The organism is Lactobacillus sp. (assembly GCF_051873315.1).
Lineage (GTDB): Bacteria > Bacillota > Bacilli > Lactobacillales > Lactobacillaceae > Lactobacillus.
Map to the genome: position 1 here is coordinate 1 of NZ_JBJEES010000068.1, position 19,112 is coordinate 19,112.

The 19,112-nt window shown below is 53.4% G+C and carries 16 protein-coding genes; 1 reads left to right on the plus strand and 15 read right to left on the minus strand.

Going from position 1 to position 19,112, the window contains the following annotated elements; all coding sequences use genetic code 11:
• Nucleotides 1-51: 51 nt before the first annotated feature.
• Nucleotides 52-447, plus strand: a complete 396-nt coding sequence (locus tag ACI32D_RS04275) for a YslB family protein (RefSeq protein ID WP_439775404.1) — start codon at nucleotides 52-54, stop codon at nucleotides 445-447.
• Nucleotides 448-539: 92 nt separating this feature from the next.
• On the opposite strand, the gene trxA is transcribed toward ACI32D_RS04275, so the two are convergent.
• The 15 genes from trxA to mutS form a co-directional block, all read right to left on the minus strand.
• Entirely contained in the window at nucleotides 540-851 is a 312-nt protein-coding gene (trxA, locus tag ACI32D_RS04280; RefSeq protein WP_439775405.1) for a thioredoxin, read from the minus strand.
• A gap of 92 nt (nucleotides 852-943) precedes the next feature.
• The gene (locus tag ACI32D_RS04285) at nucleotides 944-3,304 is read right to left on the minus strand and encodes an endonuclease MutS2 (protein ID WP_439775434.1); all 2,361 of its coding nucleotides are present in this window, start codon (nucleotides 3,302-3,304) and stop codon (nucleotides 944-946) included.
• Between the two features lie 67 nt (nucleotides 3,305-3,371).
• Nucleotides 3,372-3,695, minus strand: coding sequence for a DUF1292 domain-containing protein (locus ACI32D_RS04290; RefSeq protein WP_002876576.1), 324 nt, complete (start codon nucleotides 3,693-3,695; stop codon nucleotides 3,372-3,374).
• A gap of 2 nt (nucleotides 3,696-3,697) precedes the next feature.
• On the minus strand, nucleotides 3,698-4,126 hold the full coding sequence (gene ruvX / locus ACI32D_RS04295) for a Holliday junction resolvase RuvX (RefSeq protein WP_439775406.1): 429 nt from the start codon (nucleotides 4,124-4,126) through the stop codon (nucleotides 3,698-3,700).
• Nucleotides 4,126-4,383 (minus strand): IreB family regulatory phosphoprotein, encoded by a 258-nt coding sequence (locus ACI32D_RS04300; protein WP_002876574.1) that lies wholly within the window; start codon nucleotides 4,381-4,383, stop codon nucleotides 4,126-4,128. The genes ruvX and ACI32D_RS04300 overlap by 1 nt, the downstream gene beginning before the upstream one ends.
• A gap of 64 nt (nucleotides 4,384-4,447) precedes the next feature.
• Complete coding sequence (alaS, locus tag ACI32D_RS04305; protein ID WP_439775407.1) at nucleotides 4,448-7,081, minus strand: alanine--tRNA ligase; 2,634 nt, start codon at nucleotides 7,079-7,081, stop codon at nucleotides 4,448-4,450.
• Nucleotides 7,082-7,319: 238 nt separating this feature from the next.
• The gene (locus tag ACI32D_RS04310) at nucleotides 7,320-8,681 is read right to left on the minus strand and encodes a DEAD/DEAH box helicase (protein ID WP_439775408.1); all 1,362 of its coding nucleotides are present in this window, start codon (nucleotides 8,679-8,681) and stop codon (nucleotides 7,320-7,322) included.
• Nucleotides 8,674-9,633 (minus strand): DHH family phosphoesterase, encoded by a 960-nt coding sequence (locus ACI32D_RS04315; RefSeq protein WP_439775409.1) that lies wholly within the window; start codon nucleotides 9,631-9,633, stop codon nucleotides 8,674-8,676. The genes ACI32D_RS04310 and ACI32D_RS04315 overlap by 8 nt, the downstream gene beginning before the upstream one ends.
• 62 nt (nucleotides 9,634-9,695) lie before the next feature.
• Complete coding sequence (gene dinB, locus ACI32D_RS04320; RefSeq protein WP_439775410.1) at nucleotides 9,696-10,811, minus strand: DNA polymerase IV; 1,116 nt, start codon at nucleotides 10,809-10,811, stop codon at nucleotides 9,696-9,698.
• The gene (gene zwf, locus ACI32D_RS04325; RefSeq protein ID WP_439775411.1) at nucleotides 10,811-12,259 is read right to left on the minus strand and encodes a glucose-6-phosphate dehydrogenase; all 1,449 of its coding nucleotides are present in this window, start codon (nucleotides 12,257-12,259) and stop codon (nucleotides 10,811-10,813) included. Before zwf ends, dinB begins: the two co-directional genes overlap by 1 nt.
• Nucleotides 12,260-12,351: 92 nt before the next feature.
• Nucleotides 12,352-12,774: a preprotein translocase subunit YajC gene (yajC, locus tag ACI32D_RS04330; protein ID WP_439775435.1), complete on the minus strand. Its 423-nt coding sequence runs from the start codon at nucleotides 12,772-12,774 to the stop codon at nucleotides 12,352-12,354.
• 88 nt (nucleotides 12,775-12,862) lie between these two features.
• Nucleotides 12,863-13,873 carry a Holliday junction branch migration DNA helicase RuvB gene (gene ruvB, locus ACI32D_RS04335; RefSeq protein ID WP_003615731.1) on the minus strand — a complete coding sequence of 337 codons (1,011 nt, stop codon included), beginning with the start codon at nucleotides 13,871-13,873 and terminating at the stop codon, nucleotides 12,863-12,865.
• 13 nt (nucleotides 13,874-13,886) lie between these two features.
• On the minus strand, nucleotides 13,887-14,480 hold the full coding sequence (gene ruvA / locus ACI32D_RS04340) for a Holliday junction branch migration protein RuvA (protein ID WP_439775412.1): 594 nt from the start codon (nucleotides 14,478-14,480) through the stop codon (nucleotides 13,887-13,889).
• 9 nt (nucleotides 14,481-14,489) lie between these two features.
• A complete protein-coding gene (gene mutL, locus ACI32D_RS04345) occupies nucleotides 14,490-16,445 on the minus strand; it encodes a DNA mismatch repair endonuclease MutL (protein WP_439775413.1) in 1,956 nt (651 codons plus the stop codon).
• Nucleotides 16,445-19,015, minus strand: coding sequence for a DNA mismatch repair protein MutS (mutS, locus tag ACI32D_RS04350; RefSeq protein WP_439775414.1), 2,571 nt, complete (start codon nucleotides 19,013-19,015; stop codon nucleotides 16,445-16,447). Before mutS ends, mutL begins: the two co-directional genes overlap by 1 nt.
• Nucleotides 19,016-19,112 lie beyond the last annotated feature (97 nt).

Consider the following 19,112-nt stretch of genomic DNA (forward strand, 5'->3'; position numbering starts at 1 on the left):
CATCCTGTAATATTTAGGGTAGAATGAAAACAGCGAATAAGGATGAGGATTATGTCAGAACACAACGAACACGTATACTTTGTCAATCAACTATACCGCGACTTCTTGTTGCCAACGATTTTAGGCGGGGACACGCCGGCGATTCTTTACTGGGCCGGCAAGCGGATCACCCGCAAATATGCCCTCAGTGAATTTGAAGACTTAAGCGAATTCTTCAAGATGGCTGAATTTGGCGATTTGACCATCGTCAAGGAGCGCCGCTCCTCAGTCATCTTCTCCTTGAGCGGGCAGCCAATCAGCGACCGCCTGGCTGCCGGCAGCCGGGAATTCTCCCTGGAGAGCGGGATGATCGCCGAAGCGGTTGAACAAAACCGGGGCCGGTCAGCTGAAGCTGAAATCAGCGTTGACGACAAGAAGCAGACCGTCCAGATCACTGCTTTCTTCTAGCAAGCCAGAAGATTGGGCTAGATAAAAGAATATATAAAAAATACCAGAGCCAACGGCTCTGGTATTTTTGTTTCTATTCGATTTTTTATTTCTTAGTCAGCGTACTGGTCAAGAATTTCGTTCAGCTTTTCCTTTGGAGTGTAGCCAGTCAAACGGTCAACTACTTGCCCGTTCTTCTTGATCAAGAGGGTTGGGATGGCCATGATGCCAAAGTTCTTGGCCGTTTCCGGGTTGTCGTCTACGTCCATCTTGGTGAAGTGAACGTCTTGTCTTTCTTCAGCCAAAGCTTCGATGACTGGTGACTGCATCCGGCAAGGGCCGCACCAAGTTGCCCAAAAGTCAACCAGAGCTACGCCATCCTTGGTTTCTTCTTCAAAAGTTGCGTCAGTAATTGCATCTACCATGTAAATACCTCAAATCATTAATCTTAAAAACATTATTTTCTACTTGATGTTTTAAGTTTACTAGATCTACTTACTTTTTGCAAGTAACTTGCCTACTTTAAGGTCACGATCGTGGCCCCAGTCCCGCCTTCATTGGCTGGCGCGTAGCTGTAGGCCTTCACGTGCTTGTTGCGCTTGAGGTACTGCTGGACTCCCTGCCGGATAGCCCCGGTCCCAATCCCGTGGATGATGGTGACGGTGCTAAGACCGGACAAAAGAATGGTGTCAAAGTACCGGTCCAAATTAACCATGGCTTCCTCATAGCGCTGCCCGCGTAAATCCAGTGAGCTGTGGGCCCGGCTGGACCGGGAGGCGGAAGTAGCCCGTCTTTGGGCCTGCTGCTTCTGTCCGGCGGCCAGCTTGTCGATGTCTCTGTCGGTCACCTTGAGCTTGATCCGGCCCAGGGAAACCTCATAGTCATGCTCGCCCAGCTTCTTGGTGACCGTCCCGGTCTGCCCGTAAGACAGAACCTTGACCTTGTCACCCACCTGGACATGGTGGCGCTTCTTTTCCTTTTGCAAGACCTTGTTCTTGGCCAAGTTGGCCTCCTGCTTGGCCAGCTGGTTGAATTCGCCCTTGGCGTCCATCAGCTGGTTGGTCTTGACCTGCATCCCTTCCTTGCGGGCTTCTTCCAGCTCGGCAATAATCTTGTCGGCCTTCTTGCGCTTCTTGGCCACAATTTCGTTGGCCCGGTCCTGGGCAAAGTCCAGCTGCTTTTGGACCCGCTGGTTGTAGATGTCCAAGGCATCCTGCAGCTTCTTTTCCAGCTGCTTGGCCCGGTCCAGGCTGGCCTGCAGCTTCTGCTTGTTTTCCGTAGCCAGTTTAGTCTGCTTGTTTAATTCGTCGATCATGTGGTTGATGTCAGAATCATCGCTGCTCATCAGCTTCTCAGCCCCAACTACCACGTCTTCCCGCATGCCCAAACGGCGGGCAATGGCAAAGGCGTTACTGTGGCCCGGGATCCCCATCTGCAGGCGGTAGGTTGGCGACAGGGTCTTGATGTCAAATTCCATGGAGGCGTTGGTCGTCCGCTCTCTGTTGTAGCCATAGAGCTTGAGTTCCGGGTAGTGGGTCGTGACGATGATCTTGGCCCCCTTCTTTCTGAAGAAGTCCAAAATCGAGATTGCCAGGCTGGCCCCTTCTTCTGGATCGGTCCCGGCCCCGATTTCGTCGATCAAGACCAGGCTTTGGTCACTGACCCGCTTCATGATCGCCACGATGTCGTTGATATGGGATGAAAAAGTACTCAGCGACTGCTCGATTGACTGTTCGTCCCCGATGTCGGCAAAGATCTGGTCAAAAACGGCCACGCTGGAACCTTCATTAGCCGGAATAAAGAGGCCGGATTGAGCCATCAGCTGCAGCAGCCCTGCCGTCTTCAAAGTGATCGTCTTACCACCCGTGTTGGGCCCGGTGATCAAGATCGTGTCAAAGTCCTGGCCCAAAGCGATATCGTTGGCCACAACCTTGTCTGGATCGATTAAGGGGTGACGCGCCCCCAGGAGCTTAAAGGACTGGTCAGCAGATAAAAGCGGCTGGCTGGCCCGCATTTGCTTGGCTAATTTTGCCTTGGCCTGGAGGAAGTCCAATTCGCTTAAAGCCGCGGCCACCCGCTTGATGGCCTCCATCTCTTCTCTGGCGTCCAAAGATAATTCGTGGAGAATCCGGCGAACTTCCTGCCGCTCTTCAGCCAGCAGGTTCTGCAGGCGGTTGTTCAAGGGCAGGATGGCGGCCGGTTCGACAAACAAGGTCTGGCCGGAGGCACTTTGGTCATGGACCACCCCGCCAAACTTGTTACGGTATTCCTGCTTAACCGGAATGACATAACGGTCATCCCGGATAGTCACGATCTGTTCTGACAGGTACTGGCCGTTCTTGCCCTTTGTGTAGGCGGTCATCTTTTCCTTGATTTCCGCTTCGGTTGCCAAGCGGCCGTGGCGCAGACGGGCCAGGTCAGCTGAAGCGGTATCCAGGACTTCCCCGTCATAAGTCAAAGAAGTGCGCAGGCGCCGGTAAAGGTCATCCGGCAGTTCCAGCCCCTCCAGCAAGGCATCAATTGCCGCCAAATCCAAAGTTTCGTTTTCTTCCGCGTCTTCTACAAAGCGGCTGCTTTCCTGGGCCAGGGTGAAAATCAGCAGGATATTGCCTAATTCCAGGGCGTTCAAGTCGGCCTTGACCTTTAAACGCTTGAGGCTTGGCTCAACATCTTGAAAGTCGGTCAAGGGCAGCTGGCCCTTGATCCGGTCCAAATCAACCAAGGCCTTGGTTTCGCTTAAGGCCCGGCTGACCGTCTCCCGGTCGCTGGCCGGCTGAAGCTTTAAGGCCTTGCTTTTAGCCGGGGCCGTTATCGCCTGGTCGGCCAGGCGGCTGGTAATTTCCTGGTATTCCAGTATGTCTAAAATTTTGTGATTCATCATCTCAGTAATTTTGTCTAAAAATTTTTTCCTAACAAAAAAAGCGGGCTAAGCACCCGCTTCTTTCTTATTCTGCAGAATCGTCGCCGCTCAAACGGTCATCTTCAAGGAAGGTGTTGAGCACCCCTTGAACCATGTCCCATTCAGCGTCAGAGGTGATTTCGTGCAGGTCGCTGCTGGTTACGTCGCCGTCTTCGTCGGCATCGTAGCTGAAAGCCTGGACTTCAATTTCGTCGTCATCTTCTACAGCTGCCGGGTAAAGCAGGATGTAGGACTTGTCATTGTCGTCAGAATGGAAAGTAAACAATACTTCAAATAATTCTTCGTTGCCGTCTTCATCGATCAAGGTCAGTTGTCTGTCTTGATCTTCGGCGCTAACTTCAAAAGCCATAGTTATTCCTTTCGCTGTAAATCCAAATAGTTCTGCAAAATCAACACAGCTGCCATTTGGTCAACGACCTCCTTGCGCTGCCGGCGATCATGCATTCCCGCCTCTTCAACCAAAATCCTCTCCGAGGCCACGGTCGTCAAGCGTTCATCGTCATAGTAGACTGGCAAGCCGAACTTCTGCTCCAGGCGCTCGCCCATGGCCTTGCTCCGGCTGACCGACCGGCCGGCCGTTCCATCCATGTTCTTGGGCAGGCCCAGGACGAAGCCGTCCGCGTCATACTCACGGACCAGCTTCTTTAAGGACCGCATGCCGAAATTGTGCCGGTCTTCATCAATCGGAATCGTCATCACTGCCTGGGCGGTGATGCCCAAAGGGTCGCTGACGGCCACCCCGATGGTCTTGGAGCCGACGTCCAAACCCAGCAGGCGCATTACTTGTCCTTGCCCAGGTAGCTCTTGACCAGTTCTTCGATGATTTCATCGCGTTCGTGCTTCAAGATCAGGTTCCGGGCGTCGTTGTGGCGTGGGATGTACGCTGGGTCGCCTGAAAGCAGGTAACCCACGATTTGGTTGATCGGGCTGTAGCCCTTTTCTTCCAGGGCCTTGTATACGTCTTCCAGAGTGTCGCGGATGTTCTTTCCCTTATTCTGGTTAAAATCAAAGTGCATCGTCTTATCAAGCGAACTCATTGTTATTCCCCCTCTTTTGTCTATTCTACTTAAAAATTTTCCTTAACTCAATTATTTAGCCTAATTAGTCCAGCTGGCTGACTGCAGCGTCAATGGCATCCTGCAGGCCTTCAGGCTTCTTGCCGCCGGCTTGGGCCATGTTTGGCCGGCCGCCGCCGCCACCGCCGAAGATGGCTGCCACGCTCTTGATCAAGTCGCCGGCCTTCAGGCCCTTGTCCAGGGCCTTTTGGCCCAGGCTGATCAGCATGTTGGCCTTGTCTTCTGACTTAGCGCCCAGGATCAAGACGTCAGACTTGCCTTCGCTCTTCCATTGGTCAGCGATTTCCCGCAAGTCGTTCATCCCCTTGACGTCAGCAATCGTGGCGATAACCGTCAAGTCGCCAACCGTCTTGACTTGGTCAAAGATCTTGCCGGCCTTGGAAGCGTTGATTTGTGCTTCGTAAGCGGCATTTTGCTTTTCAGCACTTCTGAGTTCTTCTTGCAGGCTGGCAATCTTGCTTTGGATGCCATCTGCCTTAGTAGCCTTAACTTCAGCCTGGATCTGGTCCAGGATGTCTGAGCGGCCGGCTAAGTATTCGTAAGCCAGCTTGGAAGTTACGGCTTCAATTCTTCTGACCCCGGCACCGATGGCTTGTTCAGAAATGATCTTGAAGACGCCGATTTGGGAGGTGTTGTCGCAGTGGGTACCCCCGCAGAATTCGATGGAGAAGTCATCCATTTGCACGACTCTGACCTTATCGGTGTACTTGCCGTCAAAGAGGGCCAAAGCGCCCATCTTCTTACCAGTTTCCGGATCAGTTTCCGTGGTCTTGACCTGAATTGCTTCCCAGATCTTTTCGTTGACGATCTTTTCAACGTTCTTCAGTTCTCTTGGCGTGGTTGGGTCAAGGGAAGTGAAGTCGAATCTCAAGTAGTCTGGTTCAACGACTGACCCGGCCTGGTGGGTGTGTTCACCCAAAACTTGCCGCAGGGCAGCGTGCAAAAGGTGGGTAGCTGAGTGTGAGTGGCGCAGGCCTTCCCGGCGAGCGCGGTCAATCTTCAGCTTATAGGTCTGCCCCTTTTCAAGCGGCAAGATCACGTCAACGAAGTGCAGGTTCTGGTCGTTAGGCGCGTGCTGCACGTCAACTACCCGGGCAACCAGGTTGCCTTCTTCATCGTAGATGTCACCGTGGTCAGCCACCTGGCCGCCCCGTTCAGCGTAAAATGGCGTCTTGTCGAAGATCAAGGTTGCCTTTTCGCCGTCAGCCTTGTCAACCAGCTTGTCGTCAACGATGATGTCAACCAGCTTGCTTTCTTCTTCGTAGACCCCGTATTCAAAGACGCTCTTGTCCTTGATTTCCATCAAGGTTTCGTCTTGTGAACCCATGGATTGCAGGTTGCCCCGGGCCTTGCGAGCACGTTCCTTTTGTGCTTCCATCTCAGCGTCAAAGCCTGCTTTGTCAACCTTGAGGCCCTTGTCTTCAGCAGCTTCAACCGTCAATTCGTAAGGGAAGCCGTAAGTGTCGAACATCTTGAAGGCATCCTTGCCGGAGATGGTCTTGTCTTCGCTGTTTTCAGCCTTGTCAATCAAGTCATCCAGCAAAGTCAAGCCGGCTTCCAAAGTTGCGCCGAAGCGGTCTTCTTCGTTTTTGACAACCTTGCTGATAAATTCTGCCTGGTCGCTGACTTCTGGGTAGTGGCTCTTCATGATGTCGCCGACAACTGGCACCAGCTTGTAAAGAAAGGCACCATCGATGCCCAGCTTGCGGCCGTTCAAGGCTGCCCGCCGCAAAAGCCGGCGCAAAACGTAGCCGCGGCCGTTGTTGCCTGGCAAAGCCCCGTCACCGATGGCAAAGGAAATGGCCCGGATGTGGTCAGCGATGATCTTGAAGGAAGTGTCGTCAGCCTTGTTTGCGCCGTACTTCTTGCCCGCGCTCATTTCTTCAGTAGCGTGGATGATTGGCAGGAAGAGGTCGGTTTCAAAGTTGGTCGGTGCATCTTGCAGGATGGAAAGGACACGTTCCAGACCCATCCCGGTATCGATGTTCTTGTGTGGCTGTTCAACGTAGCTGCCATCTGGCAGGTGGTTGAATTCTGAGAAGACGATGTTCCAGATTTCCAGGTAACGGGCGTTTTCACCACCTGGGTAGTTTTCAGGGTCATCTTCTGGCACGTCATTGTTTTCCTGGCCGCGGTCGTAGAAGATTTCTGAGTCAGGACCACATGGGCCTTCACCGATGTCCCAGAAGTTGTCTTCCAATTGCACGATGTGGTTTTCCGGCAGGCCGACTACTTCATGCCAGATCCGGTGAGCTTCGGTATCCTTAGGGTAAACAGTCACGTAAAGCTTGTCCTTGTCCAGGTCCAGCCAGTCAGGACTGGTCAAAAATTCCCAAGCCCAAGGAATAGCTTCTTCCTTGAAGTAGTCACCAACTGAGAAGTTGCCCAGCATTTCAAACAAGGTTTGGTGGCGGGCAGTCTTGCCGACGTTTTCAATGTCGTTGGTTCTGATTGACTTTTGTGAGCTGGTAATCCGGCGGTTCTTTGGCACGACTGAGCCGTCGAAGTACTTCTTCATGGTTGCCACCCCGGAGTTGATCCAGAGCAAAGTCGGGTCATCCTTTGGAATCAGGCTGGCTGACTGCATGACCATGTGGCCGTGTTCAGCAAAAAAGTCGAGGAACATTTGCCGAAATTCTGAACTGTTTAACTTTTTCATCAAAATCTCCTAAAAATACAAAAAACAAGCATGTTTGCTTGATTCAAGGACGCTCTAGACGCGGTACCACCTTGATTGCAACAATGCTTGTTACCTCTTGATTATCTTAAATTGATCACTTTAAGGAGCATTTTCTGGCCAGCGATAAACCCTTCCCAGCTGCCGGTTCTCTCTTTGAATCGGCTGGACAGAAAACATATCTTAAACGTCACTAATTTTACTACTTAGAGAAAAAATGTCAACGGTTTTGTTCGCGCTTGCGCTTACGGAGGCGCTTTTGGTGGCGCATTTCATGCCGGGCTTCAATCTTCCGCTTCTTGCGGTTATCTTCTTGGATAGCCTGCTTGATCTTCTTTTTGTAGCCAGGCTTGCGCTTGGACTTGACCTTCTTGACCACGCCCTTCATGTGGGGGTCAAGCTGGCGGTTTGAGGCAGTCCGGTTGTCCCGGCGGCGGTAGTGGGTCCGCGGAGCGAGTGCCCCGTCCTTGATTTCCACGAAGTCAAAGTGGACGCCCATGTGCTCCAAGGCCCCGACCCGGTTCATCTCTTCTTCTCTGACCAAAGTCACGGCGTGGCCCGGCAGGCCGTTCCGGCCAGTCCGGCCGATCCGGTGGATGATGAATTCCAGGTCCTTGGGAATCTCGTAGTTGATGACCAGGCTGACGCCAGGCAGGTCGATCCCCCGGGCAGCCAGGTCACTGGCTACGACGTACTGGTACTGGCCGGCCCGGACTTCCCGTAGGGTCCGCTTTCTTTCCCTTTCGGTAATGCCGCCATGGATCTTGGCCACCTTGAGCCCTTGCTTGGCCAGGTAGTCAGCCAGTTCGTCGACCATCTGCTTGGTATTGGCAAAAACCAAGGCCAAGTAAGGCTGGCCCATGGTCAAAAGCTTGTAGACGATCTTCTTTCTGTCCTTGCTGCCGATGTCCAAGAGGTCGTTCTTGATCGTTGGGGCAATAACGGCCGGGTTGTCGATCACGATTTCTTCCGGCTTGGCCATGTACTTCCGTAAAAAGTTGGTCAGCTTGACCGGAATCGTAGCTGAAAAGGCGGACATGACCACGTCCTTTGGCAGACGGGCGGCAATCTTGTCCACGTCGCCCAAGAAGCCCAGGTCCAGGGTCATGTCAGCTTCGTCGATGACGAAGTTCTTGACCTGGTCCAAAAGCAGGATCTTCTTGTCAGCAAAGTCCAAAAGCCGGCCCGGAGTGGCGATAACCAGCTGGGGCTTGTTCTGCTCAAATCTGGCGATCTGCCGGTCCCGGTCGCTGCCCCCGGCCAGGTGGGCAATGGAAATGTTCAAGCCAGAGGCATCTCTTAGCTGGCGGGCTACCCGGTAGAGCTGGTCAGCCAGTTCCCGGCTTGGGGCCGTGACGATAGCTTGCACATAGCGGGCGTCTTCGTCAATGGAGTTTAAAATCGGAATCAAGTAGGCGTGAGTCTTCCCGCTCCCCGTGGCCGCTTGCACGATCACGCTCTCTTCTTTCAGCATGGCCGGGATGACTTTTTCTTGGACCGGAGTCGGTTTGGTAAAGCCGATCTTGGCCAGGCCCTGGCGGATTTCGCTTCTTAAGCGCGTGTCAGAAAAAATGTTATTCATGGTCTTCCTTGTATTTCTTGGTTACTTCAACTAATTCCTGGAAAATCTGGTCGATTTCCGCCTGGTCGTGGGCAGTTGCCCCTGAGGCCAGTTCGTGGCCGCCCCCGTCGTGGGCTTCAGCCAGCTTGTGGATGTAAGGGCCCTTTGACCGGTAGTGAACCCGGTAAGTGCCGTCTTCTTTTTCCACGATGACCAGCCAGGTTAGGATCCCCTTGATCCGGCCCGGGGTTGACACAGTGACTGAAGCTTGCGGTTGGGTAACGCCCAGTGCCTTTAAGTCTGCCTGGGTAATTACGGCAATAGCAACCAGGCCGCTGTCGTCCAGCTGCATTTTTTCCAGCGCCAGGCTCTGCAGCTTGGCCTGCTGGAAGGTTACTTCACTTTCGTTTCTGGCGATTTGGGAGATGTCGATCCCGGTCTTCATCAAGCGCGATACTACTTCAAAAGTGTGGGCGCTGGTCGCGTCGTACATGAAGCGGCCAGTGTCGCCGATGATGCCGGCGTAAAGAGCCAGGGCGATTTCCCGGTTAAGGGGCAGGCCTTCTGCTTCGATAAAGTCAGCGATGATTTCGCAGGCAGCGGCGGCTTTTGAGTCAACGTAAGACATGTCAGCATATGGGTCAACATCCGGGTGGTGGTCAATCTTGATCAGGTAATCCCCCATCCGGTAGCGCTGGTCAGAGATCCGCGGCGTGTTAGCCGTGTCGGTCGTGATCACCAAGGCGCCTTGGTAGTCTTCATCCTTGACTTCATCCATGGTGTTGATCCAGTCCAGGTCACCGACGTCATTTTCCCCGGTGCAGAGAATCTTCTTGTCCGGGAACTGCAGGCGCAGGCTCTTAGCTAAAGCAGCCTGGGAGCCGATAGCGTCCGGGTCGGGATTGGTGTGCCGGTGGAGGATAATGGTCGGATATTGCTTAATCTTACTGAAAATTTCGTCAAAAGTGTTCATCGCGGGGTCCTTTCTGCCTTATGAGTTCAAAATTTTATTTTAGCAAAAAATCAGCCTTTTAGCTATTCATCTGCAAAAAGACTGATTTCCTGAAAATGTGTTTCTTCAAGTTCGCCAGCTGACAAGCCTAAGAGGCGGATGCCTTCAGCCAGAAATTCCGGTTCCTTGGCCAGGAGCTCCTTAGCCAGCTGGTAAAAAATTTCCGGGTCACTGGTCGGCTGGACCTTCTGCCGGCGGGTGATGGTCTTGAAATTGCGGTCACGGACCTTTAAGACGACCACCCGGGCCAAAAGATTTCTCTGCTTCAGTTCAGCCGCCACCGTCTGGCTGAAATCCTTCAAGTAGCCTTCAGCCTGGTCTTGGTCGTAAATCACCGGCTCAAAAGTCCGCTCCTTGCCCAGTGACTTGCGCTGCCTGGAGGCCTGGACGGGGCTTAAGTCGATTCCGTAGGCATGCAGGGCCATGTAGTAGCCAAACTTCTTATAGTCTTTCAAAAGGCGGCTGAGCCCGTAATTTCTGAGATCGCGGCCCATCAAAACGCCGGCTTCTTTTAGCCGCTCCTGGGTCTTCTTGCCGATGCCGGGGAATTTCTTGATTTCCTGCCTGTCCAAAAAGGCCTGGGCCCGGTCCGGGGCAATATAAGTGCGGCCAAAAGGCTTGGCGTATTCTGACCCCATCTTGGCCAAAAACTTATTGTAGCTGACCCCGAAAGATGAGGTTAAATGCAGCTGGCGGAAAATCTGCTCTTGCAGGTAGCTGGCCAATTCCAGGGCGCTTTTGCCGGGGATCTTGCTCTGGGTCACGTCCATATATGCTTCATCCAGCGCCACGCTTTCGATCTGGTCGGTCAGTTCGTGCATTAAGTCATGCACTTGCCCGGAAACCCGGCGGTATTTTGCAAAATCGGGCTCAACGAAAACCAATTCTTCAGCTGGAATCAGCTTGACAGCTTGGGCGGCCGGCATGGCTGACCCAACCCCGTACTTTCTGGCCCGGTAGTTGGCGGTAGCGATCACGCCGTGGCCACCCGTTTTCCTGGGATCCCGGGCAATCACGACTGCCTTATTCGCCAATTCCGGCCGGTCCCGCATCTCAACTGAAGCGTAGAAGGCGTCCATGTCCAGGTGGATAATCCGGCGGGAAAAATCGTTCCTGGGCAAGAGGTCAATGTCGGCCATTACTTGTAGATCCAGCCGTCCTCAGGATCAGCAAAAATCTTGCTGGTGTCCGGTCCCATGCAGTAGGGCCGGTACTTGACTGGCTTTTCGCCGGCAGCGTTTGCCTTTTGCCAGGCAGCTTCTACCGCGTCCACGAACTTCCAATACTGCTTCAGTTCTTCCCACTTGGTAAAGTTGGTGGAATCGTTGACGAAGACATCGTGAATCAAGCGCTCATAGCCATCTGGCACTTCAGCTTGTTCATCTTCGCTGTAGCGGTAGCGCAATCTTTCCAGACGCAGGTCACCGCCAGCAACAGTCTTGCCGTTTAAGCGGAAGTAGACCTGGTTGACCGGGTCGATCTCAATGGTCAGCACGTTGGTCTTGGCCTTATCGTCGTACAAGCCAGCTTCATCCTTAAAGACTACGTCCACCCGGGTCTTCTTTTCCCGCATTTCCTTGCCAGTTCTGAAGTAAACCGGGACGCCAGCCAGAGGCCCCTTGGTAAATTCCAGGCGGCCAGCCACGTAGGTTTCAGTCTTGGAGTCTTCCGCCACGTTAGGCTCTTTGACATATTCAAAAGTGGTTTCCGTCCCCAGGTACTGGCCGCGGATGATGTTCTCGCTGACAGCTTTTTCATCAGGGATAACTAAAGATTCCAGAAGTTCTTCTTTAGCCGCGTGGATGGCCTTGTCAGACAAGTCTTTTGGCTCTGGCATGGCTAAAAGGGTGATGATCTGCATAATGTGGTTCTGAACCATGTCCCTTAGGGCCCCTGAGTTATCATAATAGCCGCCCCGGGCTTCAACGCCCAGCCGTTCAGCCAAGGTAACCTGGACATTCTTAACCGCGCCGGCATTCCAGATCCGCTTGATCAAGGAGTTGCCAAAACGCAGAGGCAGGATGTTCTGCACCATTTCCTTGCCCAGGTAGTGGTCGATCCGGAAGACCTGGTCTTCATTAAAGGAGCCGCGGATCTGCTGGTTCAAGACTTCCGCGCTGGCCAGGTCAGTCCCAAATGGCTTTTCAACCACCAGGCGGTTGAAGCCGGTCCCGGTCAAGTGCTGGTCGGCAATGTGTTCAGCAATCGTCCCAAAGAAGCTTGGGGCCATAGCCATGTAGAAGATGCGGTTGCCGCCGCATTCATAGCGCTCGTCCAGTTCCTGGGCCAATTGCTTCAAAGTCACGTAGTGTTCAACGTTGGTTACGTCGTGGGACTGGTAGTAAAAGTGGCTGGCAAATTCCGTCAGCTGTGCTTCATCGACCTCTTCCCAGCTTTCATGGACAGCCTGGGCCACCTGCTCACGCAGGTATTCATGTGACCAGGGCCGCCGGGCAGTGCCGATAACGGCAAAGTTGTCGTGAATGACATTCCGGCGGTAGAGATTGAACAGGGCCGGATAGATCTTGCGGTGGGCCAGGTCGCCGCTGCCGCCGAAAAGGATCATTACTGTTGGAATATTGTTCATTATAGTACCTCTAAAAAATCAACTACTAACTATTTTAGCAATTAATTGGCGCAGGCAAAACAAAAACGTCCCCGAAGGAACGCTTTGTTCGTTTATTCTTGGCTGTCTTTGTCTTCGGACGGAGCTTCTGCTGGAGCTTCAGGCTTTGCTTCTTCAGTTGCTTCAGCCTTGTCTTCTGTTGGCTTTGCTTCTTCAGCTGCTTCACTTGCGTCAGCTTGCTTCAAAACAGTTCTGACCGCCAGTCTGGAGAAGGTCAGGTAAATGCCGTCAGCGTCCAAGACGATGGTCTTGTCAGCGTCGTTGATTGAGTCAATCTTGCCGCGCAGGCCGTCAACCATTTCCACGCTGTCGCCCTTCTTGAGCTGGTTCATCATTTCCTGGCGCTGCTGTTGCTGCTTCTTTTGCGGCTTGATCATGGTAAAGTAAGTAAAACCAAACAAAACGGCCAGCATAACCAGCATGAAAATGCTGCTGCCAGCACCGCCATTGGCTGCGGCTAATGCAAAAGTATTCAAATTATCCACCTCATAAAATCAATTTGCTGCTTTTTGGCAGATGCCAAAAGGCTTTAACGAACATTATACTGTAAACTGGTCTTTTTTGCTATTCTTCCTCACCAGGCAGGGGCAAATTCAACTGCTGGTAGGCCTTCTGGGTTACCACCCGGCCCCTTGGAGTCATAACGATAAAGCCATTTTGCAAAAGATAGGGCTCATACAAGGATTCGATCGTCTCCCGGTCTTCCCCAATGTTGGAAGCCAGGGTCCTGATTCCGACCGGGCCGCCCCCATAGCTTAAGATCATGGTTCGCAAGAGCTTGCGGTCAGTTTGGTCCAGCCCGGCGCTGTCAACTTGCAGCTGCTTTAAGGCCATGGCCGTCGTTTCCAGGGAAATTTCTTTTTCTCCCTTGACTTCAGCAAAGTCCCGCACCCGCTTTAAAAGGCGGTTGGCCACCCGGGGCGTTCCCCGGGACCGGCGGGCCAGTTCGTGGGCGGCTTGCGGGGAAATCTTGGTGTGAAAGACCTCGCTGGAGCGGAGGATGATTTTTTCCAAGTCCTCAACTTGGTAGTACTGCATGTGCTCAACGATCCCGAAGCGGTCGCGCAGTGGCGCCGACAACTGCCCGGCCAGGGTGGTTGCCCCAATCAAGGTAAAAGGCGGCAGAGGCAGGTGGATGGCATGAGTTGTCTGCCCTTCCCCAACCACGATATCAATGTAAAAGTCTTCCATGGCTGAGTAAAGGACTTCTTCAACCGGCTTGGCCAGGCGGTGGATTTCATCGATAAACAAGACATCCCCGGGCTCAAGGTCGGTTAACAGGGCTACTAAATCCCCGGCCCGCTCGATGGCCGGACCACTGGTACTCTTTAAGTTGACGCCTAATTCATTGGCAATGACAAAGGCCAGGGTGGTTTTACCCAGACCCGGCGGGCCGTAAAGGAGGACATGGTCTAAGGCCTCGTCACGCTGGCGGGCAGCCTGGATGTAGACTTCCATGTCCTTTTTGACATGCCCTTGCCCGATATACTGGCTGAGCAGCTGGGGCCGTAAGGAAAGTTCTACCGCTTCTTCACCTTCCGCGGCTTCCTGGCTGGTCAAATGTTCTTCCGTCATCTTCCTTTACCCCCTATTTCTTCAGCAAAAAGCCCAAGCCCCGCTTGATGTATTCGTCAGCGGACATTTCCGGCAATTTCTCCAGTTTGGGCTTGATCCGGTCAACTTCTTTTTGGCTGTAGCCCAAAGCCCCAAGGGCCAGGAGGGCGTCTTCCAAAGCCGGGGAAGTACTTTTGACCGGCTCGTCTTCGGTAAAGAGGTTTTCAGCCACATAGTTGCCCATCTTCCCCCGCAAGTCCAGGACGATCTGGGAAGCCGTCTTCTTGCCGATCCCAGGAAAACGGGTCAGGTAGGAAACTTCGCCGCTTTCAATGGCTGAAGCCAGCGCTCCGTTGTCTTCGGCGGCCATGATGGCCAAAGCCGACTTGGGGCCGATCCCGGAAACTTCATTAAGCTTGTTGAAGAGGCCCTTGTCCTGCTGGCTCTTGAAGCCGTAGAGGGTCATTCCGTTTTCCCGGACAACCTGTTCAACGTAGATCCGGACCTTTTCCCCTTCCCGGTAGGCATAAGGGGTCGGGGTCAAGATCCGGTAGCCGATTCCGGCCACTTCAATGACGACATAGGCCGGGTTAACCACGGTAATGGTGCCCTCAAAATACTCGTACATCTAGTTTTGTCACTTCCCTTTCTTAAAAAGCTTGCTTAAATCATTCTGGCTCAAGCGGACGACGGCAACCTGCCCGCTGGCATCCCGGTAAGGGTCACTGGCTGTCTGCAAACGGAGCAGCAAGTCAGCCGCTTCAGCGCCGGTTAAATTGACCCGGCGGGAAACATTGCTTTCTGCCGCCTTAGCCGCCACCAGCTTCAAGAGACTTTTTCCATCGCTTTCCCGGCTGGACAAGAGCTGGTCCAAGAGCTCCCTTACCTGCACGGTGACTTCGCCTTTCAGCCAAGTTGGGTAAGAGTGCATCAAGAGGGTATTTTGGCCAAAGTCTTCCATCTCCAGGCCCAGCTGGCGCAAAAGAGGCAACTGGTCTTTTAATTTCTGGTAGTCATAGACGCTGAAGTCAAAGACCAAAGGCTCAAGCAAGCCTTGCTGGTAGTTCTCTTCTTTTTCCAGACTGGCTAAAATCTGGTCGTATTCCAGCCGTCTTCTGGCCGCCACCTGGTCAACGAGGTAAAGGTCGCCTCCGTGTTCAGCCAGAAGATATCCGCCCATCTGGCCCAAAAGCCTAAGGGCCGGCAGGTGCTGCCTTAAAAGCTGGTCGCCTTTTGAAATAACGGGACTGGCTTTTTCTTCCCCGCCCTCAAAAGGCGAAAGAGCCGTCTGCTCTTTGACATGCTGGTCCCAGGTCTTGGTTAAGACGTACTGGTCGTCTTCTCTGACCTGGTTTAAGTCCACGTATTCCGGAGCAGAAGTTTTTTCTTTGCTATCTGCTTCTTTTGTTTTTGTCTCTGTCTTTGTTTCTTTTTTATCTGCTTTATCAGTTTTATCTGTTTTGCTTTCCGGCTCAGCCACTTGGGGGACTTCCAGCTGGAAGTCGTCTGGCCGGCGGGTGTCGACCACGTTTGGCTTTAAGTTGAATTCCAATTGGTCCAGCTGGGTCTTGTCTTTAAAAGGAGTCAGCTGAAAAAGCGGGCTGGCCTCGTCTTCATCCAGCAAGGCATCAGTAACGGCACTGGTGATCAAGCGACTGAGCTCTTTTTCCTTGGACAGGCGGACTTCTTCTTTAGTCGGGTGAACGTTAACGTCGACTAAAAGGGGATCTGCCTCAATCGCCAAAACCGCGATCGGGTACTTGCCCCCTAATTTGTTGCCATAGCCGTCCAAAAGGGCACTGGAGAGCTGGTAGTTCTTGATATAACGGCCGTTAAGCAGAATTGAGATAAAGTTGCGGGATGACCGGGTCAGGTCTGCTTCTGACACCAGGCCATAAAGGGTAAAGTCCGGGTCCTCGTTTTCCACCGTCAGCATTTTTTCAGCGACTTTGCGGCCATAAATATTGGCCACGTCCTGCTTTAAGTTGCCGTTGCCGGGCGTTCTGAGCAAGACTTTCCCGTCGCTGGCCAAGGTCAGGCTGATTTCCGGGTGGCCCAGGGCGATCCGGTTGACGATGTCCACAATCTTCAAGAGTTCTGTCTTAGGGCTCTTCAGATATTTCAGCCGGGCCGGAGTGTTGTAAAAAAGGTCCCCGACCGTGATCTTGGTACCCTTGGCGCTGCCGGCATCTTCCTGGAACTTTTTCACCCCACCGGCAAAAGCTGCCCGGGTCGCTGTCTGCCCGTCGGTTGAAGTCAAAATTTCCACATGGGCCACGGCGGCAATTGAAGCCAGGGCTTCCCCTCTAAAGCCCAAGGTCGCGATATTGAACAGGTCGCGTTCGTCTTGAATCTTGCTGGTCGCGTGCCGCATAAAGGCCAGGTCAACCTGGTCCGGGGCAATCCCGCTGCCATTGTCTTGCACAGAGATCTGCTTTAAGCCCGAATGCTGAACTTCAACCCTGATCCGGCTGGCCTGAGCATCAATCGCATTTTCGACCAGTTCCTTGACCACGCTGGCCGGCCGCTCAATAACTTCCCCGGCCGCGATCTGGTTGGTCAGATTTTCTGAAAGTTCATGAATTTTCGCCATTATTCTTCCTTCAAGGCCTGCTGCCAGTCAGCTACCAGCTGCATGACTTCCAGCGGCGTCTTTTCATTCAAGTTGACCTGGCTGATCTCGTCCAAAAGTTCCTCCTGCTCTTCCTTAAGCGGGTTCTCTTCCACCACTTCCACCGGGCTGAAGAGGTCCAGCTGCTGGCTGCTTGGGTTGATTTCCCGGGCCCCTTCTGCTTCCAGGCGCTTGAGCATGCTGGAGGCCTCTCTTAAAACAGCCCGCGGCAGGCCGGCCAGTTTGGCCACGTGGATCCCGTAAGACTGGTCAGCTGGTCCGGGCAGAATCTTGTGCAAAAAGATCAGCTTGCCGTTTTCTTCTGTTGCCCCAACGTGGATGTTCTTTAAGTGCGGCAAGGTTTCATCCAGTTCAGTCAGTTCATGGTAGTGGGTGGCAAAAAGGGTCTTGGCGCCGACCTTGTCGTGCAGGTACTTGATGATCGCCCCGGCCAGGGCCATCCCATCGTAAGTGGCCGTCCCCCGGCCGATTTCATCAAAGAGGACCAGGGACCGGCTGGAGGCATGCTGGAGGGCATCATTGGCCTCGCTCATTTCCACCATGAAGGTGGACTTGCCGGAATAGAGGTCGTCAGCTGCCCCGATCCGGGTGAAGACCTGGTCAAAAATTGGCAGCACGGCGCTGTCGGCCGGCACAAAGGAACCAATCTGGGCCATGATGGCGATCAAGGCCAGCTGCCGCATATAGGTACTCTTCCCGGACATGTTTGGCCCAGTAATGAGGTAGATGCTGGTGTCTTCATCCATGACCAGGTCGTTAGGGATGTAGGAGCCCGCTGGCAAAACTGCCTCAACGACCGGGTGGCGGCCGTTTTTAACGGCAATTTCGTTTTTGCTGGAAAAACTTGGCCGGCAGTAATTTTTCTCTTCAGCATCCTGAGCAAAGGCCACGAAAACGTCCAGGGCGGCCAGCTTCCGGCCCAGTTCCTGCAAGGCCGGGATATGGGCCTTGACGGCCTCTCTCAGCTGGCTGAAGAGCTCGTATTCCAGGTCGGTTGACCGGCTCTCAGCTTCCAGGATCAAGTTTTCGTGTTCTTTTAATTCCGGAGTGATGTAGCGCTCGGCATTGGTCAGGGTTTGCTTTCTGGTGTAGCGGTCCTGGGGCACTTTAGAGACATTGCCCTTGCTTACTTGGATGAAGTAGCCAAAGACCCGGTTGTAGCCGATCTTCAGATTGTCGATCCCGGTTCTTTGCCGCTCTTCCATTTCCATCTGGGCCAGCCACTTTTTCCCGCCATTCATGGCTTCCCTGTACTTGTCCAGGTCCTCGCTGACCCCGGCCCGGATAATGCCACCATCTTTAGCGGAAATCGGCGGCTGGTCAACTAAGCAATTAGTGATGCTTTCAGCAAGTTCGCTCTGCGGATCAATGCCTTGCCCATATTTTTCCAGGTCCGGATTGCCTGATTCGGCTAAGGCCTGGATGATCGGCTTGGCCGCCTCCAGGCTTTTCGCCAGTTGCAAAAGCTCGCGGGGGTTGACATTGCCAAAAGCCACCCGGCCGCTTAACCGCTCCAGGTCGTAGACTCCCTTTAAAGAGTCAACGATGTTTTCCCTGGTAAAGTAGTCGTCCAAAAGGGCTTGAACCATCTGCTGGCGCTGGGTGATCCGGTCTAAAGACAAAAGCGGCCGGCTCAGCCACTGCTTTAAAAGCCGGCCCCCCATGGCCGTGGTGGTCTTGTCCAAAACCCAGAAGAGTGACCCCTGCTTCTTGCCAGTCGTGGCTGACTGGGTCAGTTCCAGATTCCGCTGGACGGTGTTGGCCATCTGCAAATACTGGCCGATTTCAAAGCTTTCCGCCACCTGCAGGTGGGCCAGGCTCCGCTTCTGCGTGGCCAAAAGATAGACGACCAGCTGGCGAACGGCAGCTTTTTCCAAAGAATCAGTCAGTTTCTGCTGGACGTAGGAAATTTCCGCGTGCTCTCCCTCCAGCTCAGCCGGCTCAGACACGGTGATATTGGCCTTTTGCAAGCTGTCCCGGTCGCTGGCGCTAAGGTTGCCAGCAAAAACGACTTCCCGGGTTCGCAAAGACAAGAGTTCATTGACCACTTCCGTGTAGTGCTTAACGTGGGTGGCAAAAATCTCCCCGGTCGACAGGTCGCTGTAAGCCAGACCGTAGCCGCCTGCCTTTTCGACGACACTGGTCAAGTAGTTGCTCTCCTGGCTGTCGTCTGGCCCCTGGGCCATTTTAGTGCCGGGGGTAACCAGCTGGATGATCCCCCGCTTGACCATCCCCTTGGCCTTCTTCGGGTCTTCCAATTGCTCGCAGATGGCCACCTTGTAGCCTTTTTCCACTAAAGTGTTGACGTAAGAATCAACCGCCATGTGAGGCACCCCGGCCATGGGAATCGGGTTTTCCGACTTGTTTGACCGGTGGGTCAAAGTCAGTTCCAAAATCTGTGATCCCTTGACGGCATCATCTTCATACAGTTCATAAAAGTCCCCCACCCGGTAGAAGAGAAAGGCATCCGGGTACTGGTCTTTAATCTGGTAATATTGCTCCATCATTGGAGTCGTGGCTTTTCTTGGCATAAAAACTCCCTCGCTTATCGTATGCTTTCAATTATACAGCATTTCACCGGCCTGCTTGCCCTGTCTTGCACGCAAAAAGAGCCCAGCTTTGAGCTGG